The organism is Leptothrix mechoopdaensis (SeqCode), assembly GCF_053893855.1.
The window spans coordinates 3242985-3267164 of record NZ_CM132699.1 but is presented as its reverse complement, the minus strand read 5'-3'; the positions used below and the strand labels follow the sequence as shown (position 1 = coordinate 3267164).

The following is a 24180-nucleotide window of genomic DNA, read 5'->3' as shown; positions in this document are numbered from 1 at the left end:
GACAGGATCGACGCAGCACGTATCTGACGGGGCCGGAGACGAGACGCACGAACGCACGGGTGACGCGCGACGGGGAACCGCCCGCCGAGCCCGATCGATGATCTGCTGGCCCGCGTGTCTCCCGGTCGGGCGGATCACTCCATGTAGACCCTGCAGGCTGCCTGTGCAGCCCTTGTCGCTCCGAAGCCTGCAGCCGGTCACTGACAGTCTGGAATACACCATGGTCGTGATTCGACTCTCTCGCGGCGGCTCCAAGCGTCGCCCGTTCTACAACCTGGTCGCCGCCAACAGCGCCAACCGCCGTGACGGCCGTTTCCTGGAGCGCGTGGGTTTCTACAACCCGGTCGCGCCGGAAGGCACCGAAGCCCTGCGCATCGCGCTGGACCGCGTGGATCACTGGGTCGCCCACGGCGCCCAGCTGTCGCCCACGGTCGCCCGCCTGGTCAAGGAAGCCAAGGCCAAGGCCGCTCCGGCTGCCGCCTGATCGGCGCGCCGTCGCCCTGCGCCCGCTCTGGCCATCCGTGCTGACGCCATGACGCAGGTCGACGACACCTCCCGCCCGGACGACCTCGTCGAGGTCGCCCGGGTGATCGATGCCTGGGGCATCAAGGGCGCGTTCCGCGTCCAGACCTATGCGGCCGATCCGGAGGCGGTGTTCTCCTCGCGCCGCTGGTTCCTGGAGCCGCCCGAGGGCAAGCCGGTGCGCCGTGACGGTCCGCCGCTGCCCGGCCTGCTGAAGATCACGCAGGTTCGCGAGCACGGCGAAGGCATCGTCGCCAGCGCCGAGGAAGTGCCCGACCGCAACGCGGCCGAGGCCCTGAAGGGCGCTCGCATCTTCGTGTCGCGCTCGAGCTTCCCCACCGCCCGCGATGGCGAGTACTACTGGATCGACCTGATCGGCCTGGACGTGGTGAACCGCCAGGGCGAATCGCTGGGCACGGTCGCCGACCTGCTCGACACCGGTCCGCACAGCGTGCTGCGTCTGCGCTATCCGTCCACCGACGAGAAGGGCGAGCCGGCCGACGGCGAGCGCCTGATCCCGTTCGTGGCTGCCTACGTCGACGCCGTGGAGATCGCCAACAAGCGCATCCTGGTCGACTGGGGCCTGGACTACTGAGTCCTCCCGACCACGGGGCGCCGCCCGCCAAGCCATGCGCTTCGACGTCTTCACGCTGTTCCCCGAGCTGTTCGAGCCGTTCCTGCGCAATGGCGTGACCCGCCGTGCCTACGAGAGCCGGCAGGTCGACGTGCGGCTGTGGCAACTGCGCGACTACGCCGAGGACAACTACCGCCGCGTCGACGACCGGCCCTACGGCGGTGGCCCGGGCATGGTGATGCTGGTCGAGCCGCTGGAACGCGCGCTGGCCGCCGTCCGCGCCGATCAGGGCGAATCGTCCCGACGTCTGCCCGTCATCCACTTCAGCCCGGCCGGCGTGCCGATGACCCAGGCGCGCGTGCGCCAGCTGGCCGAAGGGCCGGGCGCGGTGCTGCTGTGCGGGCGCTACGAGGGCATCGACCACCGCTTCATCGAGCGCCATGTCGACGAGGAGATCAGCCTCGGCGACTTCGTGCTGTCCGGCGGCGAACTGCCGGCGCTGGCGCTGCTCGATGCGGTCACGCGGCTGCAGCCGGGCGTGCTCAACGACGCGGCCTCGCACCAGCAGGACAGCTTCTCCGACGGCCTGCTCGACTGCCCGCACTACAGCCGTCCCGAGATGCTGGGCGACGACGCGGTTCCCGAGGTGCTGATGTCCGGTCACCACGGCCGCATCGCCCGCTGGCGGCGTGAGCAGCAGTTGCTGATCACCGCCCGTCGCCGCCCCGAGATGATCGCCTCCGCCCGCGCTGCAGGCGCCCTGAGTGCAGCCGATGAGCGCTGGCTGCGCGAGAACGGGTTATAATTTTTGGCTTTGATCCTCTGCCGAGCTTTCCGTCCCGATCCCGGGGCGTGCCGCTCGAAGGTTGGCGGGTTCCGGACCGGGTCCGGATTCGCAAGCTGCGGCCCCTTGTGTCGGCATGATCGTCTGGAGTGAACCCATGGATCTGATCCGCCAACTCGAGCAAGAAGAGATTGCTCGCCTGAACAAGAGCATCCCCGACTTCGCCCCCGGCGACACGGTGATCGTCAGCGTGAACGTCGTCGAAGGCACCCGCAAGCGCGTGCAGGCCTACGAAGGTGTCGTGATCGCCCGTCGCAACCGCGGCCTGAACAGCAACTTCATCGTTCGCAAGGTGTCGAGCGGTGAAGGCGTCGAGCGGACTTTCCAGCTCTACAGCCCGCTGATCTCGTCGATCGAGGTCAAGCGTCGCGGTGACGTCCGCCGCGCCAAGCTGTACTACCTGCGCCAGCGCAGCGGCAAGTCGGCGCGCATCAAGGAAAAGCTGGCCTGAGCCAGCGCCGGTCGACTCGACCGGTGTCTCCGCGATGTGCGTTGCGCACGTGCCGTCCGCACGGCGCCGCCACACCACCAAGACCGCCTCCGGGCGGTCTTGTCGTTTCCGGCCTAAGCTGACGGGATGTCTTCCCAGCCACCCGGCCTGATCCGCGATCCGCGCGGCATTCCCGTCATCGGCCATGACGATCACCTGCCCCCGGTCAGCCCTGAGCACCTGAGTGCCGACGCCCTGCGCCGCCGGCTGGCCGCACCGCCGCCCTGGACGCCCGCCTTCGCCGGCGACGCCGCACGCCTGGGCCTGACGCGCGAGCCGGCCCATGCCGCCGTGCTGGTCCCGCTGGTCGAACGCGACGACGGGCTGCACGTGCTGCTCACGCGCCGGACCGATCACCTGAAGGACCACGCCGGGCAGATCAGCTTCCCAGGCGGCCGCACCGAGCCGGGTGAACTCGATGCCGTGGTGACGGCCTTGCGCGAGGCCGAGGAGGAAGTCGGGCTGCAGGCCCGCCATGTCGAGGTCATCGGCCGGATGCCGCCCTACCACACGGTGACGTCCTTCATCGTCACGCCGGTGGTCGCGCTGGTCCGTCCGCCGTTCGAGCTGCGCATCGACCCGCAGGAGGTCGCCGAAGCCTTCGAGGTGCCGCTGTCCTTCCTGATGACGCCGGCGCATCACCGCCGCCACCGCTACGAGGCCGACGGCATCTCGCGCCAGTTCCTGTCGATGCCGTGGCAGGGACTCGATGCCCAGGGCCGGCCGCGCGAATACTTCATCTGGGGCGCCACGGCGGCGATGCTGCGCAACTTCTATCACCTGCTGTCGGCCTGAGCCGCGACCGGGGACCCGCCGGAGGCCGCCGGTATCATCGAAGGATGAGTTTCCTAGCGGTCTTGCTTGCCCTCGTCATCGAACAACTGCGCCCCTTGCCGCAGGGCAACCCGGTGCATGAGGCGCTGGTGGCCTGGTCCCGCTGGACCGGGCGCAACTTCGATGCCGGACGGGAACACCACGCCTGGGTCGTCTGGGCCGTGACGGTGTTCGTGCCGGCCGCGCTGGTCTTCCTGGTGCACTGGGGCTTGTCGGAATTCAGCCTGCTGCTGGCGCTGGCGTGGGACCTGCTGGTGCTCTATGTGACGCTCGGCTTCCGCCAGTTCAGCCACTACTTCACCGACATCCGTGACGCGCTCGAGGCGGGCCATGAGGACCGCGCCCGCGAGCTGCTGCAGGCCTGGCGCCATCTCGATGCCAGCGAGCTGCCGCGCACCGAGCTGCTGCGCCACGTCATCGAACACGCGCTGATCGCCGCGCACCGCCACGTCTTCGGCGTGTTCTTCTGGTTCGTGCTGGGTTCGGCGCTCGGGCTCGGCCCGATGGGGGCGGTGGTCTACCGCATGTCGGCCTTCTGCGCGCGCTACTGGGCCTACAAGAGCCGCGTGCTGGGCGCGCCGACCAACGAGCGCCTGGCGCTGCGCTCGCAGCAGGCCTTTGCGGTGATCGACCATGTGCCGACCCGCCTGACCGCCGCCGGCTTCGCGATCGTCGGCAACTTCGAGGATGCGGTCGACTGCTGGCGACGCCATGCGAGCCTGTGGACCCACGCCAACGATGGCGTGCTGCTGGCGGCGGCGGCCGGTGCTGTCGGCCTGTCGCTGGGCGGTGCGTCTGCACCGGGTTCCGGCGGCCAGGCCGCCGAGACCGCTCGCACGCTCGAGGCCGGCGCCGAGGCCGTGTTGTCCGACGGCAGCACGCCGGGCGCGACGCCGCAGTTCTCGCACCTGCGCTCGGTCGTCGGCCTGGTGTGGCGCTCGGTCGTGCTGTGGATGCTGCTGCTGGCGCTGATGTCGCTGGCCAACCTGCTCGGCTGACCGCACCGGTCGCCTGTCAGCGCGACTGCGCCGCGTCCTTCAGCAGGGCGCGGATGTCCGAGTGGAACTCGCGCTGGTAGAGCACCCAGATGACCGCCGCACTGCCCAGCGCGAACGCCAGTGGCGAGACGAACCACAGCACGGCGGCGAAGCTCAGGTAGATCGACCGCAGGCCGTTGTTGAAGGTGTCGGCGGCCAGCGCGACGATGCGTCCGGCGCGTTGCGCGAAGCCCTGCCGCAAGGCCTCGTCGGCCTGGTAGACCTCGCGCTCCTGCGCCGATGCGATCACCAGCGCGACAAAACCGTATTGCCGCATCGCCCAGGTGAAGCGGAAGAAGGCGCTGACGAAGATGCCCGTCAGCAGCAGCAGCTTGAGCTCGAACACCAGCGCGGTCGTGCGCGCCGCGAAGGGCAGTTCGCGCACCAGGTCGCTGGCCTTGTCCGAGGTGCCCAGCGCGGCGATCAGGCCGCCGATGATGAAGATCGTGGTCGAGGCAAAAAAGGACGGCGCGCTCGACAGGTTCTGCAGCACGACGCCGTCGAACACGCGGTTCTCGCGCACGGCGGTCTGGTACATCCAGCGGTGCCGGAAGGCGTCGGACGCGGCCAGCAGCGAACCGTCGATCAGGGCGCGGCGACGCGCGAACTGCACGTAGCCGATCCAGCAGGCGAAGAACCACGCGAGGGCCAGCCAGTCGGCCAGCGGCAGGAAGTCGAAGAGGGTGAACGAGGCGGGCATGCGCTCACTTTATCAATCGACACGCCAGCGGCCGACGCGTCCGACGGCCCCCGTTTCAGGGCGCCAGGTCGAACACCAGCACCTCGGCATCACGCCCGCCCGACAGCTGCAGCGCTGCTTCGCCGTCGATGGCCAGCGCGTCACCGGCGCGCAGCGAGTGGCCGCTCACGTCCAGCTCGCCGCGGGCCAGGAAGACGTAGCCCTTGCGCGCCGGGTCGAGTGCCAGCGTGGCCGACTCGTCGCCGTCGAACAGGCCGACCCAGAGCCGCGCGTCGGCATGCAGGCCGATGACGCCGTCGACCCGGGCGTCGGCGCTGTCGGCCGGCGCGGCGGCCAGGCGCAGCTGGCCGCGGCGCTGTTCGGCCGGGAACTCGCGCTGGTCGTAGCCCGGTGCCAGACCGGCCCGCGACGGCAGCAGCCAGATCTGCAGGAAGTGCGTGCTCGCCTGCGGCGCGTGGTTGAACTCGCTGTGCCGCACGCCGGTGCCGGCGGTCATGCGCTGGACCTCGCCGGGGCGGATCGCGGCGCCGTTGCCCATGCTGTCGCGGTGCGCCAGCTCGCCCGACAGCACGTAGCTGACGATCTCCATGTCGCGGTGGCCGTGGGTGCCGAAACCGGTGCCCGGCGCGATGCGGTCCTCGTTGAGCACACGCAGGTTGCCCCAGCCCATGCGGGCCGGGTCGAAGTAGTCGGCGAACGAGAAGCTGTGCTGGCTGCGCAGCCAGCCGTGATCGGCCAGGCCGCGTTGTTCGGATCGATGCAGGGCGAACATGAGGCTCTCCAGTGGGTCCCCAGATGATGGCGGGCTTGCCCTCGCCCAGGTCTGAGCCGGCGTGATGGCATCATTCAAGCGGCTTGAAGTGAGCCCCGGCTCGCCTGTCGTTCCGGCCGACCGAACCCCGCCAAGACTCAGCCCATTCCCCACGTGACCTCGCCTCAACGTCGCCTTGCGCTGACCCCCGAAGCCCTCGAGATGATGGACACCATCGCCCGCACCGGCAGCTTCGCCGCAGCGGCGCGGGAGCTGGGCAAGGTGCCGTCCGCGCTGACCTACAGCGTGCGTCAACTTGAGGAGTCGCTCGACGCGCTGCTGTTCGACCGCCGCTCGCGCCAGGCCCAGCTGACGCCCGCAGGCCACGAGCTGCTGCGCGAGGGCCGGCGCCTGCTGCAGCAGATCGACGCGGTCGCCAACCGGGTCCAGCGCGTGGCCACCGGCTGGGAGGCCGAACTCGCGATCGCCGTCGACAACATCATCGCGCCGGCCGCGCTGTTCGACCTGATCGACGCGTTCTACGCCCAGTCGATCGAGCCGATGCGCGACGCCCAGCCGCCCCATGCCGGCGCTGCCTCGGCACCGCTGTCGACCTGTCCGCCGACCCGCATGCGCCTGCGCAGCGAGGTGCTGGCCGGCACCTGGGAGGCGCTGGTGACCGGCCAGGCCGACCTGGCCATTGGCGTCGCGCCCAAGGCCACCGCGATCGACGACATCCAGACCGCGCCGCTTGGCCAGCTGCACATGGTGCTGGCGGTCGCGCCGCACCACCCGCTGGCGCGCGAGCCGCAGCCGCTCAGTTCCGAGACCATCGCGCGCCACCGCATCATCGCCATCGCCGATACGGCCCAGCGCTTCGAGCCGGTCACCGTCGGCGTGCAGGCCGGCCAGGACGTGCTGACCGTGCCGTCGCTGGCCGCCAAGGTCGAGGCCCAGCTGCGTGGCCTGGGTTGTGGCCGCCTGCCCGAGAACCTGGTGCGCCGCCACGCCGAGGCCGGTCGCCTGGTCGTGCTGGAGACCGACGACCCGGCCCGCGAGGTGCAGCTGCACTACGCCTGGCGCCGCAGCGCCGCGCAAGGCCGCGGCCTGACCTGGTGGCTGACCCAGCTGGAACGCCCGGCGACCCGAAAGGCGCTGCTCGAGCAGCACGCCGGCCTGGTGCTGTGACGCCGCCAGGCGGGCCCGTGCGGGGCCGCTTCGCGCCGTCGCCGACCGGACCGCTGCACGCGGGTTCGCTGGTCGCGGCGCTGGCGTCCTGGCTGGATGTGCGGGCCCGGGGCGGTCGGTGGATCGTCCGCATCGAGGACGTCGACCTGCCGCGCTGCAGCCCGGCGTGGGCCGAGGAGATCCTGCGCCAGCTGGCCACCTGCGGGCTGGTCAGCGATGACCCGCCGCTCTGGCAGTCGCGCCGCGATCCGGCCTATGCCGCCGCCCTGGCGCGGCTGGTCGATGCCGGGCTGGCCTATCCCTGCGCCTGCACCCGCAAGGACATCGAAGCCGCCGCCGCCCGCGCGGGCCGTGTCCACGAACGCCACGGCGATCGCCCCTATCCCGGCACCTGCCGACCGGAACGGGGCGGACTGGCCGGACGGGCGGCGCGGGCCTGGCGGCTGCACACCGGCCGGGCCGGTGGCACCGCGCCGGTCTCCTGGACCGATCGCCGGCTCGGCCCGCAACAACAGGCGGTCGAGGCGGCGGTCGGTGACTTCGTGCTGAAACGCGCCGATGGCCTCTGGGCCTACCAGCTGGCGGTGGTCGTCGACGATGCCGAGCAGGGCATCACCGATGTCGTGCGGGGCGAGGACCTGGCCGACAACACCGCGCGCCAGATCCTGCTGCAGCGCGCGCTGGGTCTGCCGACGCCGCGTTACCTGCACACGCCGCTGGTGCTGGCGGCCGACGGCGCGAAGCTGTCGAAGCAGAACGGCGCCGCGCCGCTCGACCTGGCCGATCCGGCCCGGGCGCTGCAGCAGGCCGCCGGCGTGCTCGGGTTGCGGCTCGACCTGGTCCCGGCCAGCGGCGTGGCGCAGACGCTCGCCGCCGCCGTGCAGGCCTGGCGTGACGCCCGTTGGCCCGACTGAATCCTGCGTGTTCGCACGCAGCGGTTACAGCGAGGCACGGTGGCATCATCGCGCCCTCTTTTTTCAGCGATGAAGGGCGCCCCATGATCACCACCGCCAGTGGCCTGCAGTACGAAGACACCGTCGTCGGCAGCGGCAGCACCGCGACCGCCGGTCAGCAAGTGACCGTGCACTACACCGGCTGGCTGCACGACCCGACCAAGGCCGACGGCCGTGGCCGCAAGTTCGACTCCAGCAAGGACCGCGGTCAGCCCTTCCGCTTCCACCTCGGTGCCGGCATGGTGATCCGCGGCTGGGACGAAGGCGTGGCCGGCATGCAGGTCGGCGGCACCCGCGTGCTGCAGATCCCTGCTGAACTCGGTTACGGCGCCCGTGGCGCCGGCGGCGTCATCCCGCCGAACGCGACGCTGGTGTTCGAGGTCGAGTACCTGGGCGGCTGATCCCGCTCGAAGACCGGGTCCGCGCGACCCGGTCGGCCCTGGGTCCGACCCCTGGATCGTCACCCGTGACCGATGTCACACTCGCCCCATAAACCCAAGCATCATGGGTCGAGGGGGATGAGGTGTTGATCGCGGGACGGGGAATCCGCAGGCTGTTCGGCCTGCTGGTGATGCTGCTGGCCATGAGTCTCGGTGCCTGCGGTGGCGGTGGAGGCGGTGGTGGCAGTGGCGCCCCCGTCATCCTCGCGACGATGTACGGCTTCGAGTCGACCGACGCACCACCCGGTGCGTTGCCGGCCGGCTACAACGCGGTGATCAGCGTCGAGGTCCGCGACCGCGCCACTGGCGCCGCCATCGGCAACGCCGTCGTCACCCTGAACGGCTCGGCGCTGAGCTACGACCCTCAGTTCGAGAGCTACGCCAGCGGCGTCACGATCCGCGCGGGCGATCCCGTGACGTTCTCCGTCCGGTTGGGTGGGAAGGTCTACGCCCCGGACGTTGTCGCGTTTCCCGCGTTTCCGACCATCCTGGTGCCGGCGACCGGCACGACCTGGATCAACGCGAACGACCTCGTGATGGTCTGGCAGGACGCCGGCGCCGGTGTCGGCGGCTATCACCTCGTTGGCGCCGTCGACGTGAACGGGCAGTTGATCTGGCCGACGGGCGGGTTCGCCTTCCTGGGGGCGTCGGAGCGCAATGCGGTGTTCCCGGCCGGCAGTCTGCCCGTCGGGCCGACGACGCTGATCACCGGACTGGGCCGCCTGCTGCCGGTTGCCCAGGCCGACCCGGACTCCTTCTTCATCATCAACGCCTTCCAGCAGACGCACGTGACGGTGGTCGGCCCGCCACCGCCGGTCCCGACCTTGGGTCTGATCGAGCTGGCGCCGACTCGGATCACGCTTGCGCCCGGGGCGACACGTCAGCTGACCGCCACCGGCGTCTGGTCCGATGGCTCGCGTCAGGACATCACCAGCCAGGTGACCTGGACCAGCCAGGCGCCCGGCGTCGTCTCGGTCGACAACGCCGGCCTGGTGCTGGCCGTGGCGCGTGGCGCCGCCGTCGTCAACGCCACGCTGGGGGCGGTCAGTGCGCAGCTCCCGGTCAACGTCTTCCAGGTCACGCCGTCGCCGACGCCGCCGCTGTCGCAGTCGGTCACCTTCCAGGTCGACCCGGCGCACAGCGGGCGCGCCACCTGGCCCGGCGCGCTGACCTTGCCGGCGTCGCCGAGCTGGTCGGTGACGCTGACCGGCGAGGTCTCCTACCCGTTGATCGCCGCCGGCAAGGTGTTCGTGACGGCGGTGTCGAACGCATCCGGGTTGATCGGACGCGAGCTGCGCGCCTACGACCAGCTGACCGGCCAGCTGGCCTGGGGACCGGTGTCGCTGGCGGGCACCTTTCCGTGGACCGGCCACGCCTACGACAACGGGCGGGTCTTCGTGTTGAACTCCGACGGCCTGCTGCGGGCCTTCGATGCGGCGACCGGTGCGTCGCTGTGGTCGTCCCAGCTGCCGGTGCAGTACCTGTTCAGTTCGCCGCCGACGGCCGTCAACGGCCTCGTCTACGTCAGCGGGGCGGGGTCCGGCGGCACCGTCTATGCGGTCGATGCCTTGAACGGCGCGCTGCTCTGGTCCAGCCCGGTGGCCAACGGCGACCACAGCTCGCCGGCGGTCACGGCCGACGGCGTCTACGTGTCCTATCCCTGCCAGATCTACAAGTTCGACCCGCTGACCGGCCAGACGATCTGGTGGGTCAGCGGCGGCTGCAGTGGCGGTGGCGGCCGCACCGTGGCGGCCGACGGCGCCCGGATCTTCGTGCGCGACCCTTCTGTCTTCAACGATGGGCAGGTCCGTGCCACCAGCACCGGCCAGCTGCTCGGTTCGGTCCCGAGCACCGCGATCCCCGTGCTGGCCGATGGCAAGGCCTACGTGCTGCAGGGCGGCACCTTGCGTCGCATCGATCTCGACACCTCGCTCGCCGCCTGGAGCTACGCCGCTTCCGCCGCGCTGGTCTCGGCGCCGCTGATGGTCAACAACATCGTGTTCATCGGCGCCAGCGACGGGACCGTGCATGCCCTCGACACCACCACCGGTGCGCTGCTCTGGACCGGCAGCGCCGGCACGGGCATGTCCGCGACCGACGAACACAACGTCGCGGTGCCCTACACCGGCATGGGCTTCGGCGAGGGCTACCTCGTCGTCCCGGCGGGCGCGAAGCTGACGGTGTGGAAGCTGTCGACGCCCTGAGCGCAGGTCAAGCGGTCTTCTGGCCGGTCGTCATCAGGCCGGTCGACTTCAGGCCGGCGTGGCCGCGACCCGCTTGACGAGCGCGGCGACCGCTTCCGGCGGCATCGGCTGACCGAACAGGTAGCCCTGGTAGATCCGGCAGCCGATCTTCGTCAGCATGTCGATCTGGGCCTGGTCTTCCACGCCTTCGGCGACCACCCGCAATCCGAGGCTGTCGGCCAGGACCACGACCATCCGCGCAATGGCCGCATCGTTGACGTCGGTCAGGATGTCCCTGACGAAGCTCCGGTCGATCTTCAGTTCGTCGATCGGCAGGCGCTTGAGGTAGGCCAGCGACGAATAGCCCATGCCGAAGTCGTCGAGCGAGAACAGGATGCCGAGCGCCCGGAGCCGGGTCATCTTCTCGATCGCCTGCTCGACGTCCTCGACCAGCACGCTTTCGGTGAGCTCCAGCTTGAGCATCCCGGGCCGGGCGCCCGAACGCTCCAGGGCCGTCGCCACCGAGGCCACGAAGTCCGGTTGCCGGAGCTGTCGGGCGCTCAGGTTGATCGCCACGGTCAGCCCGGACATGACGGGATCCTCGGCCCACCGCACCAGCTGCCGGCAGGCGGCCTCGATCACCCATTGACCGATGGGCAGGATGAGGCCCGTGTCCTCGGCCACCGGGATGAACGACGTCGGCTGCACCATCCCGTGTCGCGGATGCTGCCAGCGCAGCAGGGCCTCGACACCCAGCGCGCGGCCGTCGGCATCGACCTGGACCTGGTAGTGCAGCTGAAACTGCTCGCCCTGGATGGCCAGGCGCAGGTCCGCTTCGAGCGCCATGCGCGCCTGCACCAGCGTCTCCATCTCCGGATCGAAGAAGCGCAGCGCGTTCCGGCCAGCCGTCTTGGCCTGGTACATCGCGAGGTCGGCCTGCTTGAGCAGTTCGTCCGGCGGCCGTTGGTCGCCGACAAACAGCGTCGCGCCGATGCTTCCCGTGCTGTGGTGGGCATAGGTCCCGAACTGGAACGCACGGTTCAGCGTGGCCAGCAGCTTGCGTCCCACGTTCGATGTCTGCACCAGCGCCTCGTCCGCGGACGGGTCCAGGTCTTCCAGCACCACCACGAACTCGTCGCCACCGAGCCGCGCGACGGTGTCGGAGCCGCGCACCTGCTCGGTCAGCAGGCGGCCCACCTGCTGCAGCAGCTGGTCACCCACGTCGTGACCGAGCGTGTCGTTGAGCGTCTTGAAGTTGTCCAGATCGAGAAACAGCAGGGCGCCATGCTTGCCGCTGCGCGCGCTGTCGGCCACCGCACGCTTGAGGCGCTCGAGCAGCAGATACCGGTTGGGCAGTCCCGTCAGGGTGTCGTGCTGGGCCAGATGTTCGAGCTGCGCCTGACTGGACAGCAGCGCGGTCAGCTGCCGCGACAGCTGGTCCTGCATGTCCCGGAAGCTCCGCGCCAGGGCGCCGATCTCGTCCTCGCGATGCAGCGGCAGCTCGGTGGGCGGCAAGCCCGAGGACAGGCGATCGGCGGCCCTGCCGATGGCATCGATCGGGCGGATCACCGCACGCGCCAGCGGAATCGCCAGCAGGATGAAGGCCACGCAGAGACCGAAGACGATCTGGAGCATGGTGGTGCCGAGCTTGCGGGTCTGTTCCAGAAGGTTCTCGAGCGGCCGGGCCAGCCCCAGGATCAGGCGACCGTCCTCCGACGGGCCCTCGATCGCCTGGCTCGTGAAGGCCGCCACCATCCCGGTCTCGCTGTCACCTGACTTGCCCGTGTCGAAGACCACTTCCTTCTGCTGGCCCGCGACGATCTCGTTGACCGGGCCGAACTCGTCCTGGATCTCCACCCGCCGCCCCTTGTCGAAGCCGAAGGTCTTGCTGGGGTCCGGGTGGATCAGCACGTCGCCGCTGCCGTTGGCCAGGTAGAGCTTGAAGTCGCTGGGCAGGTCGGTCGCCAGCAGTTCGAACATGCTGTCGAGGTCCACGGTGATGACCACCACACCGATCGCCGGCGCGTCGGCATGAGTCACCGGCATCGCCAGCTGCAGGGCAGGGCGGTCGATGCCGTCGTTCGTGCCGCGCTCGTGCGTGACGGAGATCCGCGACAGGTAGACCTCGCCGGCGCGCAGCTTCAGCGCCTGGGACACGTAGGCAAAGTGGCCCTTCTCCTGCAGATCGTCCTCCTGCACGCGGACGGTCCTGCCGCCCGCCCGGTCAACCCGGACCCGCTCCAGGCCGTGGTCGCTGGCCGAGATCAGCCGGATCTGCGTGTAGGCCGAGTTGGCCTGCATCATCAGGTTGAACAGCGTCGCGACCTGGTCGGCGTGCGTGGCGTCGGCCGTCTCGATCGTGGCCAGCGCAGCGGGGTGATCGGCCAGCACCTGCAGGTTGCGGGCGATCTCCTCGCGCGTCAGGGTGATGCGCCGGGCCAGCACCTGGGTGGACGTCAGCAGCTGGTTCTTGGCTGCATTCACCAACAGGTCCTGGCTGGCGTTGTTGGCATAGAAGCCCGTGAGGCCGGCGGCCAGCACCCCCACCAGCGCCAGCAGGACCGACAGCTTGAACGCGATCCCGAGCTTCAAGGCATCAGCACCTTGCTGGCACGGTCACCGGCAATGATGCGCGACCACATCTGGTTGCGGCGATCCTCGCTCTCGACCGGCTGCAGCCAGACCAGGTTGGCCGCCTGCCGCAAGGACTCCGGCGTGACGGCGGTGTTGGCCAGCCCCTGCCGCGTCACCAGCGCCTGGCCGGGACCTTCCCCCAGCATGTAGTCGATCCAGGCGTTGGCCAGCCCCCGGTCCCGGACGGCGCGCGTGATCGCCCAGCAGTCCAGCCAGGCCAGCGCCCCTTCCTTGGGGATCGAATAGCCGACGTCGATGCCGGCGGCCTTGACGGCGTGCAGCTGCTGCGTGCCGTAGTTCGCGAACATCAGCGCGGCCTTGTGCTGGCGGAACAGGGCCACCGATTCTTCCGGCTGGGTATAGAACGACGCGACGTTGCGTCGCAGCGCGATCAGGCGGTCGACGGCCCGGGGCCAGTCCCGCTCGCCCAGCCTGAACGGCGTGGCCAGCCCGAGCGCCTGCGCCGCCAGGGAGAAGTTGTGCACGCCCCCGTCATAGGCAATGACCTTGCCCCGGTAGCCTTCGTTCCACAGCTCGGCGATCGACGCCGGTGCCTTCGGCCATTGGCGGCGGTCGTAGATCAGCCCCATCTCCGAGTAGGTGTAGGGGATGCCGTACGTCGCGTTGCCATGGACCAGTCCGGGTATCGCGGTCAGTTCCCGGAAGCGAGGCAGCTGGCGACCGAGGTTGGGGATGGCCGTCGTGTCGATCGGCGACGCCCGCCCCTGGGCGATGTAGCGCTGCAGCTCGGCGGTGTTCACCGCGAAGACATCGAAATCGCGGCCCTCGTTCTGGCCGATCTTCTGCCACAGGGCCTCGTCGGAGTCGATGAAGGTGACCTCGACCTTGACCTGCCGGCGCCGCTCGAAGCCTTCGACGACGTCCGGGTCGGCGTAACCCGGCCAGGCCAGGACACGCAGCGTCTGCGCGGCGCGTGCCGGCACCGTCATGCAGGCTGGCAGGCCCAGGCAGAAGAGTCGTCGATCGAGGCTGGGCATGTTCATGGTCTGGATGGCCGCCCGCTCACACCCGATCTTTCAGGCTCGAAGAGGGATCGAGCGTCCGGCGTGCAGCGGCCACGGATGGCATCTCCATCGAGAGACTTTAAACCGAAGCATCGTCGCCCGATCGCTGCTGTCGTTCACGTTCACCCAGCGACGGGCGCCTCTGGCCGGGTGCGGCATGAGATGGGGCAAGCTCGCGCCCAAGAAAAAAGCCCAAGTGAATCAATCACTTGGGCTTTGTCTTGGCGGAGAAGGAGGGATTCGAACCCTCGATACGGGGGTACCGTATACCGGATTTCGAGTCCGGCGCATTCGACCACTCTGCCACCTCTCCTGGTGTTCGCTCCGGCCGTCGACCTGCTGACAGGGCTTCGGTGGGCTCCTTGCGGTGGGTCTCTACCGCAAAGAGGCCGGAGTATAGACGACGAAAACGGCGTCGATCAACCGGTTCGGTTCGTCTTTCAGCCCGCCGCGAGGCGTTCCTGGCCGCCGAGGTAGGGGCGCAGCGCCGCCGGGATGGTGATGCTGCCGTCGGCGTTCTGGTGGTTCTCCAGCACCGCGACGAGGGCGCGGCCGACCGCCAGGCCCGAGCCGTTGAGCGTGTGCACGAACTCGTTCTTGCCCTGCGCGTTCTTGTAGCGCGTCTGCATCCGACGGGCCTGGAAGGCCTCGCAGTTGCTGCACGAGCTGATCTCGCGGTAGGTGTCCTGGGCCGGCAGCCAGACCTCCAGGTCATAGGTGCGCGCCGCGCCGAAGCCCATGTCGCCGGTCGACAGCAGCACGACGCGGTAGGGCAGTTCAAGCTTGCGCAGGACCGCCTCGGCGTGGCCGACCATCTCCTCCAGCGCCGCATCGCTCTGCTCGGCGGTGGTGATCTGGACCATCTCGACCTTGTCGAACTGGTGCTGGCGGATCATGCCGCGCGTGTCGCGACCGGCCGAGCCGGCTTCCGAGCGGAAGCAGGGGCTGTGGGCGGTCAGCTTGATCGGCAGCGCATCGGCGGCCAGGACCTGTTCGCGCACGCTGTTGGTCAGCGAGATTTCCGAGGTCGAGATCAGGTACTGCTCGGGCTGGCTTTCATCCCCGCCACGCGAGACCCAGAACATGTCTTCCTTGAACTTGGGCAACTGCCCGGTGCCTTCGAGCACCTCGCGGTTGACGATGTAGGGCGTGTAGCACTCGGTGTAGCCGTGTTCGCCCGACTGCAGGTCCAGCATGAACTGGGCGAGCGCCCGGTGCAGCCGCGCGACCGGGCCCTTCAGGAACGAGAAGCGCGAGCCGGCCAGCTTGGTGCCGGTCTCGAAATCCAGCCCGAGCGGGCCGCCCAGGTCGACGTGGTCCTTGACCGGGAAGTCGTAGGTCCTGGGCGTGCCGACGCGGCGGACCTCGACGTTGGCGCTCTCGTCGGCACCGACCGGAACGCCGGCCTGCGGCAGGTTGGGGACGTGCATCAGCATGTCCGACAGCTCGGACTGGATCTGGTCGAGCCGCTCGGCGCCGGCCTTCAGTTCGTCGGCCAGGCCGCCGACTTCCGCCATCAGCGCGCTGGCGTCGCCGCCCTTGCCCTTGACGGCGCCGATCTGCTTGCTCAGCGCGTTGCGGCGGGCCTGCAGCTCCTCGGTGCGGGTCTGGATGGTCTTGCGCTCGCCTTCGAGCGTGCGGAAGCGGTCCGCATCGAGGAAGGGTTGCGGGTTCTTGCGCGTGGCCAGGCGTTCGAGCACGGCGTCGAGATCGCGGCGCAGCAGGGTGATGTCGAGCATGGGAGGTCTTTCTGGATCAGCTCGGCGCCGACGCCTTCGGGGCGTTCGGTGCCGTCGTGTCGGTGGTGGGCCCGTGAAGGCGCTTGCGGGCCGCGGGCGTTCGATCGATGGGCGCGGAGCAGCGTCAGGATCGGGACGCGGCGGCGGCCGCCATCGAGCGGTCGCCCAGGCCCAGCGGCAGCGGGAACTCGATCGTCTCCTCGACACCGGGCATCGTCCGCACGCTGGTCGCGCCCAGCGCACGCAGGCGTTCGATCACCTGCTGCACCAGCAGCTCGGGCGCCGAGGCACCGGCGGTCAGGCCGACGCGCTGGCGGCCCTCGAACCACTCGGCCTTCAGCTCGCTGGCGTTGTCGACCATGTAGGCGGCGATCTCGCGCCGCTCGGCGACCTCGCGCAGCCGGTTGCTGTTCGAGCTGGTCGGGCTGCCGACGACGATCAGGATGTCGACCTCCGCGCTCAGCAGCTTGACGGCGTCCTGCCGGTTCTGGGTGGCGTAGCAGATGTCCTGCTTCTTGGGCTCGCGCACCAGCGGGAACCGGGCCTTGACGGCGGCCAGGATGCTGGAGGCGTCGTCCACGCTCAGCGTGGTCTGCGTCACCACGGCCAGCCTTTCGGGCTGGCGCACCTGCACCCGCAGGACGTCCTCGACGTCCTCGACCAGGTAGATGCCGTCGTCGAGCTGGCCCATCGTGCCCTCGACTTCCGGGTGGCCCTTGTGGCCGATCATGATGAATTCGTAGCCCTCGCGGCGCAGCTTGGCGACCTCGACATGGACCTTCGTGACCAGCGGGCAGGTGGCGTCGAAGATCTGGAAGCCGCGCTGCGCGGCCTCCAGGCGCACCGCCTGGCTGACGCCGTGGGCGCTGAAGACCAGCGTCGCGCCAGCCGGCACGTCGGCCAGGTCCTCGATGAAGATCGCGCCCTTGGCCTTCAGGTCGGCGACGACGAAGGTGTTGTGCACGATCTCGTGGCGCACGTAGATCGGCGCGCCGTAGAGGGTCAGCGCGCGCTCGACGATCTCGATCGCGCGGTCGACGCCGGCGCAGAAGCCGCGCGGCTGCGCCAGCACCACTTCCTGCAGCGCGATGGTCCGGACAGCACCTTCGTTCGAGGCCATCACAGCACCCCGATCAGCTTGACCTCGAAGGTCACGGCCTGGCCGGCCAGCGGGTGGTTGAAGTCGAACAGCGCCCAGTCGTCCTCGGGCGGGCTGACCTCGCGCACGACCCCGGCGTAGCTGCCCTGGCCGTCCGGCGTCGGGAACTGGACGACGTCGCCGACGTGGTACTCGGCGTCCGGGTCGCCCAGGTCACGCAGCAACGCCAGCTTGACCCGCTGCAGCAGCTCGGGGTTGCGCTGGCCGAAGGCGACGCCCGGGTCGAGCGTCAGCGTGGTGTGGGTGCCTTCCTCCAGGCCCAGCAGCTGTGCCTCGATCGCGGGCGCGAGCTCGCCGGTGCCCAGCGACAGCGTGGCGGGCTTCTCGTCGAAGGTGTTGACGATGTCGGCCCCGTCAGGGCCGGCCAATCGATAGTGCAGGGTGAGGAAAGAACCCGGTTGGACCTGAGGCACGCGGTGATCCTGTGTTCGGTAGACTGACCTTGATTTTAGGTGCGCGGCCCGCGCCGACGGACTGGAACCCCGATGAATGACCTGCCCGCCACGCTGCGACCGCGCGAGAAGCTCCTGGCGATGGGGCCTGCCGCCCTGGCCGACGTCGAACTGCTGGCGCTGCTGCTGCGCACCGGCCTGAAGGGCACCGGCGTGATGGAGTGGGCCGGCGAGCTGCTGACCCGCTTCGGCGGCCTGTCCGGCCTGATCGGCACCGACAACCAGGCGCTCAAGGGCGTCAAGGGCCTGGGCCCCGCCCGGCGGGCCGAACTGCAGGCGGTGCTGGAACTGGCGCGGCGCGCGGTGCGTGCCGAGATGGCCGGCCAGCCGGTCTTCGACAGCCCCGACAAGGTCCGCGACTTCCTGCGGCTGCAGCTCGGCGCCCACGAGCACGAGGTCTTCGGCGTGATGTTCCTCGACACCGGCCACCGCCTGCTGGCCTACGAGCCGATGTTCCGCGGCACCGTCGCGCAGACCAGCGTCTACCCGCGCGAGGTCGTCAAGCGGGCGCTGGCGCTGAACGCCTCGGCGGTGATCCTGGCGCACAACCACCCGTCCGGCCAGGTCGAGCCGTCACGCGCCGACGAGGTGCTGACGCGCCGCTTGACCGACGCGCTGGCGCTGGTCGACGTGCGGGTGCTGGACCACTTCATCGTGGGCGGCGCGCAGGTCCTGAGCTTCGCCGAGCGGGGGCTGATGTGAGATCGCCGCGACCGGGCCCGCGCCAGGGCGGCGGCTGGCGCGATCTGGCCGACCTGAAGGGCCTGATGAAGGAGGCGCAGGCGCGCCGCGAGGCCGAGGAGCGCGCCGCCGAGCTGGCCCGCCAGCGCGAGGAAGCGCGCCGGCGCGAACAGGCGCTGTTCCTGCACACGCTGCGCGACACGCTCGGCAACGTCACGCCGCTGCCGCCCAGCGATCTGGCGGCGATCGAGCGTCCGCGGCCCGCGCCCGAGCCGCTGCAGCGCGAGCTCGACGACCGCCAGGTGCTGCGCGCGTCGCTGTCCGACGAGTTCGATCCCGAGACGCTGATGGAGACCGACGACCAGCTGTCGTTCCGGCGCCTCGAACTGGGCCCGGACGTGCTGAAGAAGCTGCGCCTGGGCCGCTGGACGGTGCAGGGCCAGATCGACCTGCACGGCCTGACCCGCGACCACGCCCGCGAGGCGCTGGCGAATTTCCTGTCCGACGCCGGCAAGCGCGGCTGGCGCTGCGTGCGCGTGGTCCACGGCAAGGGGCTGGGTTCACCGGGCCGCGAGCCAGTGCTCAAGGGCAAGGTGCGCAGCTGGCTGGTGCAGCGCCAGGAGGTGCTGGCCTTCACGCAGGCACGTGGACCGGACGGCGGTGCCGGCGCGCTGATCGTGCTGCTGGCCGGCTCGCTGGGACGCGGCCAGCGCGAGCAGCGGCGGCGGGCCGAGGCGGCGCGGGTGGAACGCGTGGAGCGGGGCGACCCGGCGCCGGGCTGAGCCGGTCGCCGGTCTCAGCCGCCCTCAGCCGCCCTTGTTGCGCATCCAGTCGGCCGTGCCGAAGAAGCTCTCGTCGAGCCGGGCGATCAGGGCCGGATCGAGCGCCGTCTCGTTCATCGCCTGGTGCATGCAGGCGAGCCACTGGTCGCGCTCGCGCAGGCCGATCGCGAAGGGCAGGTGACGGGCCCGCAGGCGCGGGTGGCCGAAGCGCTCGACGTAGTGCTGCGGGCCGCCGAGCCAGCCGCACAGGAACCAGAACAGCTTGTCGCGGGCATCGTCCAGCGTGGTGCCGTGGGTGGCCCGAAGCTCGCGGTAGCCGGGCTCCAGGTCCATCAGGTCATAGAAGCGGTCGACCAGCGCGCGGACCTTGGCTTCGCCGCCGACCCAGTCGAAGGCGGTGGCGGGGCGGGTGGTGTCGGAGTCGTTGTTCGGGTCGGAAGCGGCGTCGGTCATCGGGTCAGGTGGGCAGGTCCGGCAAGGCCCATCAGCGCTGGGCAAGGGCCGGGAGTTTGCCCGCAACCTGCGTGATGGCCAGCGCGGCGGGGCATCCCGGGTAGGTCGCCACCATCAGCTGGCGGCGCTGCACCGCATGGCGCACCGAGTTGTCCGACGGGATCTCGCCGACGTAGTTCAGCCGCACCGGCTGGCCGTCGGGGCGCTGCACGAAGCGGTCGATGACGGTCTGCAGCTGCTGGGCGACGTTGCGGCCCTCGCCCAGGCGCTGGGTCTGGTTGACGACCAGCTGCACGACATCGCGGCCCTGCTGGATCGCCAGCACCTTGATCGTCGCGTAGGCATCGGCCATCGCGGTCGGTTCGGGGGTCGCGATGACCAGCACCTCGTCGGCCAGCGAGACCGCGAACAGCACGACGTCCGAGATGCCGGCGCCGGTGTCGAGCAGCACCCGGTCATAACGCGGCCGGACCTTGGCCAGCACGGCCACCAGCTGCTCGCGCACCTCGGGCGTCAGGTGCGAATACTCGACCAGGCCGGAGCCGGCCAGCAGCACGTGGAAGCCGCCCGGGGCCTCGACCAGCGCGGCCTCGAGCGCGACCTTGCCGGTGAAGACGTCGTGCAGCGTGGCGCGCGGTTGCAGGTTCAGGACCACGTCCAGGTTGGCCAGGCCGAGGTCGGCATCGATCACCAGCACACGCTCGCCACGGCGGGCGAGCGCGGCGGCCAGGTTGGCGGAGACCATCGTCTTGCCCACGCCGCCCTTGCCGCTGGTGACGGCGGTGATGCGCGCCAGCGTGCGGTTGGCCGCGTTGGCCGAGGCCGCCGCGGTGGCCAGCGGCGAAGGGTTCGGCGGACTGGCCGGCGAGGGGTTCGGGGTCGGGGCGGTCATGGCGCGGAGGTCTCGGATTCGGGCGGGTAGGTTGACGGCGACGCGCCCAGCAACATGCCGCGTTCGGCTGCGCTCACATCGGTCTGCAGAGGGGTCTCGAGGCAGGTCCGGTTGCGGCCCTCGCCCTTGGCCCGGTAGAGCTGCTGGTCGGCCCTTTCGAGCCAGATCGTGCGCGACGAGCGCACCCAGCGCGGCGCGTAGGCACCGCCCACGCTGACGGTGACCTGGACATGGCGGTCCTGGCCGATGGGGATCTTCATCGACTCGATGTTGCGGCGCACCCGCTCGGCCACCATGTGGCCGAAGGTCGGCGGGCAGTTCGGCAGCACGGCGGCGAACTCCTCGCCGCCCAGCCGGGCCACGCTGTCCATCGGCCGCACGCTGTCCTGCAGGCCGCGTGCGATGGCCTGGATCACCAGGTCGCCGACGGCATGGCCCCAGGTGTCGTTGATGCGCTTGAAGTGGTCGATGTCGAACAGCAGCAGCACGGCCGGTTCGCCCGAACGGGCGACGCGGTCGACCTGCTGTTCGAGCGCGGACTCGAACTCGCGCCGGTTCGGCAGACCGGTCAGCGGGTCGCGGCTGGACAGGTTGCACAGCCCGTCGACCAGGCTCTGCATCCAGGCCTGCGAGCCGACCTGCGCGTCGACCGGGAAGCGGTGGCCGCTGCGTTCGAGCAGGCGCAGCGCCAGGTCGAGCTGCAGCATCCCGCCGGTCACGCCGATCGGCGGGGTCGACAGGGGACTGGTGTGGGCGTCGAAGTCGCCGTAGCCGGTCGGGTAGTCGAACGCGCCGAGCACGCTGTCGCCGCCTTCGTGGGCGGTGCCGCGGGCATCGAGGAATCCGGGGGACGTGCGCTGGTCGTTCACGTGGACGGCGGCTGGTGGGCGTGGGGCGCTCGGCAGGGCGGCCTCGCCCCTCCATTGCGGTTGGGTTCAGTCTACAGCGAGCCCGATTTGCGCCCGAAATGGAAATGGCCGTGTTTGGCGCCTCAACTCCGGGCGTGGCGCAGGGGGCCGGGCCGACACACTGGAACCGTTGCGTCGTGGCGTCCGCCCGATGAGCCGTCCCTGTTCGCCACTCCTCCACGCCATGTCCCTCTCCGACCCGATCCTTGCCCCGGACATGTCCCTGGATGTCCAGGGACGCGAGTTCTCCTTCGACACGCGGGACTTCCAGCGGGTGCGCGAGCTGATCCACCAGCGTGCCGGCATCAGCCTGCACGAGCACAAGCAGGCGATGGTCTACAGCCGCCTGTCGCGCCGCCTGCGCGAGACCGGCCACCGCAGCTTCTCGTCCTACCTGCAATGGCTGGAGAGCGCCAGCGGCGATGCCGGCGAGCGCGAGTGGCAGCAGTTCGTCAACTGCCTGACGACCAACCTGACCTCGTTCTTCCGCGAGGAACACCACTTCCCGGTGCTGACCGAGGTGCTGCGCGCGATCGGCCCGCGCACGCCGGTGCGCATCTGGTGCAGCGCCGCGTCGACCGGCGAGGAACCGTATTCGATCGCGATGTGCGCGCTGGAAGCGCTGGGCAACAACCCGGCGCTGAGCATCGTCGCCAGCGACATCGACACCCAGGTGCTCGAGACCGCGCGGCGCGGCGTCTACGCCCACGACTCGCGCGGCCTGAGCCCCGAGCGCCTCAAGCGCCACTTCATGCGCGGCACCGGCAACAACGCCGGCTACATCCGCGTGCGGCCCGAGCTGGGCAAGCTGATCGAGTTCCGGCCCTTCAACCTGATGAGCCCGAACTGGGCCCTCGGAGAGCCGTTCGACATCGTGTTCTGCCGCAACGTGATGATCTATTTCGACGCCCCGACCCAACGCCGCGTGCTGGAGCGCATGCATGCGGTGATGAAGCCGCGCGGCCACCTGTTCGTCGGCCACTCCGAGAACTTCACCGACTCGCGCGACCTGTTCCAGCTGCGCGGCAAGACGGTCTACCAGAGGGCCTGAACACCATGGCCACCCACGCCAGCGCGGTCACGGCCGCCAAGCCTCCTCCGTCGTATCCAGCAGGCCTCCCGATGACCCCCTCTTCCTCCGCGCCGGCACGTCCCTCACCCCCGCGCAGCAGCCGCATCGAGCAGCTGCGCGGCCAGCCGCGCAAGCCGGGCGAGGCCTCGTTCTTCTTCTACGACGCCTTCTTCAAGGCCGATGCCGTCAAGGTCCTGCCCGGCGAGTACTTCGTGCACGACGAGGACCTGCTGATCATGACCACGCTGGGCTCGTGCATCGCCGCCTGCCTGTGGGACCGCAATGCGCGTGTCGGCGGCATGAACCACTTCATGCTGCCGGACGCCGGCCTGGGCGCGACCGATGGCGGGCGCTACGGCTCCTACGCGATGGAACTGCTGATCAACGAGCTGCTCAAGCGCGGTGCGTCGCGCGGCACGCTGGAGGCCAAGGTGTTCGGCGGCGGCGCGGTCATGAGCGGCATGAGCAGCCTCAACGTCGGCGAGCGCAACACCGCCTTCGTGCTGGACTACCTGTCGACCGAGCGCATCCCGGTGGTCTCCAAGGACGTGCTGGAGATCTACCCCCGCAAGGTGTGTTTCTTCCCGGCCAGCGGCAAGGCGATGGTCAAGCGCCTGGCGCCGACCAGCGTCGAGGCGATTGCGGCGACCGACCGCGACGCGGCCCAGAAGGCCCGCACGACGACCAGCGCCGGCGGCAGCGTCGACCTGTTCTGAGCTCAGCACCACAAGACGACAAGCGACAAGGAGAGACCATGCCGAACATGCCGAACACGTCGAAGACGCGCGTGGTGGTGGTCGACGACTCGGCCCTGGTCCGCAGCATCCTGGCGGAGATCATCAACCGGCAGCCGGACATGACCTGCGTCGGCGCGGCGGCCGACCCGTATGCGGCGCGCGAGATGATCCGCAACCTCGATCCGGACGTCATCACGCTGGACGTCGAGATGCCGCGGATGGACGGGCTGGACTTCCTGTCCAAGCTGATGCGGTTGCGGCCGATGCCGGTGGTGATGGTCTCGACGCTGACCGAACGCGGCGCCGAGGTCACGCTGCGGGCGCTCGAACTGGGCGCGGTCGACTTCGTCGCCAAGCCCAAGATCGGCATCACCGACGGCATCCGCCAGCTGGCCCAGGAGATCACCGACAAGATCCGCGTGGCCGCCAAGGCCAAGGTCGCCCGCCATGTCTCGGCCCCGCCGACGCCCGAGGGCCACGCGCCTGCGGCCGGCGAGAGTGCGGCGCCGGTGGCCGCGCTGGGGCGGCTGTCGACCGAGAAACTGATCTTCATCGGCGCCTCCACCGGCGGCACCGAGGCGACCCGCGAGGTGCTGATGGCGATGCCCGCCGACGCGCCGGCGGTGCTGATCACCCAGCACATGCCGCCCGGCTTCACGAAGAGCTATGCGGCCCGGCTGGACAGCCTGTGCCGCATCGCGGTGAAGGAGGCGGTCGACGGTGAACGGGTGCTGCCGGGCCACGCCTACCTGGCGCCCGGGGGCTTCCACCTGTCGATCGAACGCTCGGGCGCGAACTACGTGGCCCGCGTCACCAGCGAGGAACCCGTCAACCGCCACCGGCCCAGCGTCGAGGTGCTGTTCCTGTCGGCCGCCCGCGTGGCCGGCCGCAACGCGATCGGCGTGATGCTGACCGGCATGGGCGCGGACGGCGCCCGGGCGATGAAGGTCATGCGCGATGCCGGTGCCCACAACGTGGCGCAGGACGAGGCCAGCTGCGTCGTCTTCGGCATGCCGCGCGAGGCCATCGCCGCCGGCGCCTGCCACGAGGTGCTGCCGCTCAAGCGCATCGGCCCCTACCTGATGGAGCACCTGCGCTCGACCTCGGGCGTGGCGCTGTCGCGGGTCTGA

At 70.1% G+C, this 24180-nt stretch carries 25 protein-coding genes and 1 tRNA gene; 15 read left to right on the top strand and 11 right to left on the bottom strand.

Going from position 1 to position 24180, the window contains the following annotated elements; all coding sequences use genetic code 11:
• Positions 1 to 220 precede the first annotated feature (220 nt).
• The 6 genes from rpsP (at position 221) to ACWA7K_RS14150 (ending at position 4262) form a co-directional block, all read left to right on the top strand.
• Entirely contained in the window at positions 221 to 484 is a 264-nt protein-coding gene (gene rpsP / locus ACWA7K_RS14175) for a 30S ribosomal protein S16 (RefSeq protein ID WP_456162032.1), read from the top strand.
• Positions 485 to 532: 48 nt separating this feature from the next.
• On the top strand, positions 533 to 1117 hold the full coding sequence (gene rimM / locus ACWA7K_RS14170) for a ribosome maturation factor RimM (protein WP_456162031.1): 585 nt from the start codon (positions 533 to 535) through the stop codon (positions 1115 to 1117).
• Positions 1118 to 1151: 34 nt separating this feature from the next.
• Complete coding sequence (trmD, locus tag ACWA7K_RS14165) at positions 1152 to 1901, top strand: tRNA (guanosine(37)-N1)-methyltransferase TrmD (RefSeq protein WP_456162030.1); 750 nt, start codon at positions 1152 to 1154, stop codon at positions 1899 to 1901.
• Positions 1902 to 2037: 136 nt separating this feature from the next.
• The gene (gene rplS / locus ACWA7K_RS14160; protein ID WP_456162029.1) at positions 2038 to 2391 is read left to right on the top strand and encodes a 50S ribosomal protein L19; all 354 of its coding nucleotides are present in this window, start codon (positions 2038 to 2040) and stop codon (positions 2389 to 2391) included.
• 126 nt (positions 2392 to 2517) lie between these two features.
• Positions 2518 to 3225: a CoA pyrophosphatase gene (locus ACWA7K_RS14155; protein WP_456162028.1), complete on the top strand. Its 708-nt coding sequence runs from the start codon at positions 2518 to 2520 to the stop codon at positions 3223 to 3225.
• 44 nt (positions 3226 to 3269) lie between these two features.
• A complete protein-coding gene (locus ACWA7K_RS14150) occupies positions 3270 to 4262 on the top strand; it encodes a CobD/CbiB family protein (protein WP_456162027.1) in 993 nt (330 codons plus the stop codon).
• A gap of 16 nt (positions 4263 to 4278) precedes the next feature.
• On the opposite strand, the gene ACWA7K_RS14145 is transcribed toward ACWA7K_RS14150, so the two are convergent.
• Together ACWA7K_RS14145 and ACWA7K_RS14140 are read right to left on the bottom strand one after the other, a co-directional pair.
• Positions 4279 to 5001 (bottom strand): DUF599 domain-containing protein, encoded by a 723-nt coding sequence (locus ACWA7K_RS14145; protein ID WP_456162026.1) that lies wholly within the window; start codon positions 4999 to 5001, stop codon positions 4279 to 4281.
• Positions 5002 to 5056: 55 nt separating this feature from the next.
• Complete coding sequence (locus ACWA7K_RS14140) at positions 5057 to 5773, bottom strand: pirin family protein (protein WP_456162025.1); 717 nt, start codon at positions 5771 to 5773, stop codon at positions 5057 to 5059.
• A gap of 201 nt (positions 5774 to 5974) precedes the next feature.
• Between ACWA7K_RS14140 and ACWA7K_RS14135 the strand changes: the two genes are divergently transcribed.
• The 4 genes from ACWA7K_RS14135 to ACWA7K_RS14120 all read left to right on the top strand — a co-directional run bounded on the left by ACWA7K_RS14135 (position 5975) and on the right by ACWA7K_RS14120 (position 10537).
• A complete protein-coding gene (locus ACWA7K_RS14135; protein WP_456162024.1) occupies positions 5975 to 6940 on the top strand; it encodes a LysR family transcriptional regulator in 966 nt (321 codons plus the stop codon).
• Positions 6937 to 7854, top strand: a complete 918-nt coding sequence (gene gluQRS / locus ACWA7K_RS14130) for a tRNA glutamyl-Q(34) synthetase GluQRS (protein WP_456162023.1) — start codon at positions 6937 to 6939, stop codon at positions 7852 to 7854. The genes ACWA7K_RS14135 and gluQRS overlap by 4 nt, the downstream gene beginning before the upstream one ends.
• 83 nt (positions 7855 to 7937) lie before the next feature.
• Complete coding sequence (locus ACWA7K_RS14125; RefSeq protein WP_456162022.1) at positions 7938 to 8294, top strand: FKBP-type peptidyl-prolyl cis-trans isomerase; 357 nt, start codon at positions 7938 to 7940, stop codon at positions 8292 to 8294.
• Positions 8295 to 8476: 182 nt separating this feature from the next.
• Positions 8477 to 10537, top strand: a complete 2061-nt coding sequence (locus ACWA7K_RS14120; RefSeq protein ID WP_456210161.1) for an outer membrane protein assembly factor BamB family protein — start codon at positions 8477 to 8479, stop codon at positions 10535 to 10537.
• Positions 10538 to 10585: 48 nt separating this feature from the next.
• On the opposite strand, the gene ACWA7K_RS14115 is transcribed toward ACWA7K_RS14120, so the two are convergent.
• The 6 genes from ACWA7K_RS14115 to ACWA7K_RS14090 form a co-directional block, all read right to left on the bottom strand.
• Positions 10586 to 13108 (bottom strand): bifunctional diguanylate cyclase/phosphodiesterase, encoded by a 2523-nt coding sequence (locus ACWA7K_RS14115; RefSeq protein ID WP_456162020.1) that lies wholly within the window; start codon positions 13106 to 13108, stop codon positions 10586 to 10588.
• Positions 13105 to 14154: an extracellular solute-binding protein gene (locus ACWA7K_RS14110; protein WP_456210159.1), complete on the bottom strand. Its 1050-nt coding sequence runs from the start codon at positions 14152 to 14154 to the stop codon at positions 13105 to 13107. Before ACWA7K_RS14110 ends, ACWA7K_RS14115 begins: the two co-directional genes overlap by 4 nt.
• A gap of 243 nt (positions 14155 to 14397) precedes the next feature.
• Positions 14398 to 14488, bottom strand: a tRNA-Ser gene (locus ACWA7K_RS14105).
• A gap of 127 nt (positions 14489 to 14615) precedes the next feature.
• The gene (serS, locus tag ACWA7K_RS14100; RefSeq protein WP_456162018.1) at positions 14616 to 15914 is read right to left on the bottom strand and encodes a serine--tRNA ligase; all 1299 of its coding nucleotides are present in this window, start codon (positions 15912 to 15914) and stop codon (positions 14616 to 14618) included.
• A gap of 124 nt (positions 15915 to 16038) precedes the next feature.
• The gene (ispH, locus tag ACWA7K_RS14095; RefSeq protein WP_456162017.1) at positions 16039 to 17034 is read right to left on the bottom strand and encodes a 4-hydroxy-3-methylbut-2-enyl diphosphate reductase; all 996 of its coding nucleotides are present in this window, start codon (positions 17032 to 17034) and stop codon (positions 16039 to 16041) included.
• A complete protein-coding gene (locus ACWA7K_RS14090; protein ID WP_456162016.1) occupies positions 17034 to 17486 on the bottom strand; it encodes an FKBP-type peptidyl-prolyl cis-trans isomerase in 453 nt (150 codons plus the stop codon). Before ACWA7K_RS14090 ends, ispH begins: the two co-directional genes overlap by 1 nt.
• 72 nt (positions 17487 to 17558) lie before the next feature.
• On the opposite strand from ACWA7K_RS14090, the gene radC reads away from it, so the two are divergent.
• Entirely contained in the window at positions 17559 to 18227 is a 669-nt protein-coding gene (radC, locus tag ACWA7K_RS14085; protein WP_456162015.1) for a RadC family protein, read from the top strand.
• Positions 18224 to 18988: a Smr/MutS family protein gene (locus tag ACWA7K_RS14080; RefSeq protein WP_456162014.1), complete on the top strand. Its 765-nt coding sequence runs from the start codon at positions 18224 to 18226 to the stop codon at positions 18986 to 18988. Before radC ends, ACWA7K_RS14080 begins: the two co-directional genes overlap by 4 nt.
• Before the next feature lie 24 nt (positions 18989 to 19012).
• On the opposite strand, the gene ACWA7K_RS14075 is transcribed toward ACWA7K_RS14080, so the two are convergent.
• Genes ACWA7K_RS14075 through ACWA7K_RS14065 form a run of 3 tightly spaced genes read right to left on the bottom strand, consistent with a single transcriptional unit; the run spans position 19013 to position 21202 of the window.
• Positions 19013 to 19441, bottom strand: a complete 429-nt coding sequence (locus ACWA7K_RS14075; protein ID WP_456162013.1) for a group II truncated hemoglobin — start codon at positions 19439 to 19441, stop codon at positions 19013 to 19015.
• A 31-nt stretch (positions 19442 to 19472) separates the two neighbouring features.
• Positions 19473 to 20333 carry a MinD/ParA family protein gene (locus tag ACWA7K_RS14070; RefSeq protein WP_456162012.1) on the bottom strand — a complete coding sequence of 287 codons (861 nt, stop codon included), beginning with the start codon at positions 20331 to 20333 and terminating at the stop codon, positions 19473 to 19475.
• Complete coding sequence (locus ACWA7K_RS14065; protein WP_456162011.1) at positions 20330 to 21202, bottom strand: GGDEF domain-containing protein; 873 nt, start codon at positions 21200 to 21202, stop codon at positions 20330 to 20332. The genes ACWA7K_RS14070 and ACWA7K_RS14065 overlap by 4 nt, the downstream gene beginning before the upstream one ends.
• A 223-nt stretch (positions 21203 to 21425) precedes the next feature.
• Between ACWA7K_RS14065 and ACWA7K_RS14060 the strand changes: the two genes are divergently transcribed.
• The 3 genes from ACWA7K_RS14060 (at position 21426) to ACWA7K_RS14050 (ending at position 24180) form a co-directional block, all read left to right on the top strand.
• On the top strand, positions 21426 to 22292 hold the full coding sequence (locus ACWA7K_RS14060; protein ID WP_456162010.1) for a CheR family methyltransferase: 867 nt from the start codon (positions 21426 to 21428) through the stop codon (positions 22290 to 22292).
• Positions 22293 to 22363: 71 nt separating this feature from the next.
• A complete protein-coding gene (gene cheD, locus ACWA7K_RS14055; protein WP_456162009.1) occupies positions 22364 to 23029 on the top strand; it encodes a chemoreceptor glutamine deamidase CheD in 666 nt (221 codons plus the stop codon).
• A gap of 38 nt (positions 23030 to 23067) precedes the next feature.
• Positions 23068 to 24180 (top strand): protein-glutamate methylesterase/protein-glutamine glutaminase, encoded by a 1113-nt coding sequence (locus ACWA7K_RS14050; protein ID WP_456162008.1) that lies wholly within the window; start codon positions 23068 to 23070, stop codon positions 24178 to 24180.

Bases quoted from the DNA above. Each gene is read 5' to 3' on its own strand.
- rpsP (WP_456162032.1), top strand. From the start codon at position 221: ATGGTCGTGATTCGACTCTCTCGCGGCGGCTCCAAGCGTCGCCCGTTC.
- rimM (WP_456162031.1), top strand. From the start codon at position 533: ATGACGCAGGTCGACGACACCTCCCGCCCGGACGACCTCGTCGAGGTC.
- trmD (WP_456162030.1), top strand. From the start codon at position 1,152: ATGCGCTTCGACGTCTTCACGCTGTTCCCCGAGCTGTTCGAGCCGTTC.
- rplS (WP_456162029.1), top strand. From the start codon at position 2,038: ATGGATCTGATCCGCCAACTCGAGCAAGAAGAGATTGCTCGCCTGAAC.
- ACWA7K_RS14155 (WP_456162028.1), top strand. From the start codon at position 2,518: ATGTCTTCCCAGCCACCCGGCCTGATCCGCGATCCGCGCGGCATTCCC.
- ACWA7K_RS14150 (WP_456162027.1), top strand. From the start codon at position 3,270: ATGAGTTTCCTAGCGGTCTTGCTTGCCCTCGTCATCGAACAACTGCGC.
- ACWA7K_RS14145 (WP_456162026.1), bottom strand. From the start codon at position 5,001: ATGCCCGCCTCGTTCACCCTCTTCGACTTCCTGCCGCTGGCCGACTGG.
- ACWA7K_RS14140 (WP_456162025.1), bottom strand. From the start codon at position 5,773: ATGTTCGCCCTGCATCGATCCGAACAACGCGGCCTGGCCGATCACGGC.
- ACWA7K_RS14135 (WP_456162024.1), top strand. From the start codon at position 5,975: ATGATGGACACCATCGCCCGCACCGGCAGCTTCGCCGCAGCGGCGCGG.
- ACWA7K_RS14125 (WP_456162022.1), top strand. From the start codon at position 7,938: ATGATCACCACCGCCAGTGGCCTGCAGTACGAAGACACCGTCGTCGGC.
- ACWA7K_RS14120 (WP_456210161.1), top strand. From the start codon at position 8,477: ATGAGTCTCGGTGCCTGCGGTGGCGGTGGAGGCGGTGGTGGCAGTGGC.
- ACWA7K_RS14110 (WP_456210159.1), bottom strand. From the start codon at position 14,154: ATGAACATGCCCAGCCTCGATCGACGACTCTTCTGCCTGGGCCTGCCA.
- serS (WP_456162018.1), bottom strand. From the start codon at position 15,914: ATGCTCGACATCACCCTGCTGCGCCGCGATCTCGACGCCGTGCTCGAA.
- ispH (WP_456162017.1), bottom strand. From the start codon at position 17,034: ATGGCCTCGAACGAAGGTGCTGTCCGGACCATCGCGCTGCAGGAAGTG.
- radC (WP_456162015.1), top strand. From the start codon at position 17,559: ATGAATGACCTGCCCGCCACGCTGCGACCGCGCGAGAAGCTCCTGGCG.
- ACWA7K_RS14075 (WP_456162013.1), bottom strand. From the start codon at position 19,441: ATGACCGACGCCGCTTCCGACCCGAACAACGACTCCGACACCACCCGC.
- ACWA7K_RS14070 (WP_456162012.1), bottom strand. From the start codon at position 20,333: ATGACCGCCCCGACCCCGAACCCCTCGCCGGCCAGTCCGCCGAACCCT.
- ACWA7K_RS14060 (WP_456162010.1), top strand. From the start codon at position 21,426: ATGTCCCTCTCCGACCCGATCCTTGCCCCGGACATGTCCCTGGATGTC.
- cheD (WP_456162009.1), top strand. From the start codon at position 22,364: ATGACCCCCTCTTCCTCCGCGCCGGCACGTCCCTCACCCCCGCGCAGC.
- ACWA7K_RS14050 (WP_456162008.1), top strand. From the start codon at position 23,068: ATGCCGAACATGCCGAACACGTCGAAGACGCGCGTGGTGGTGGTCGAC.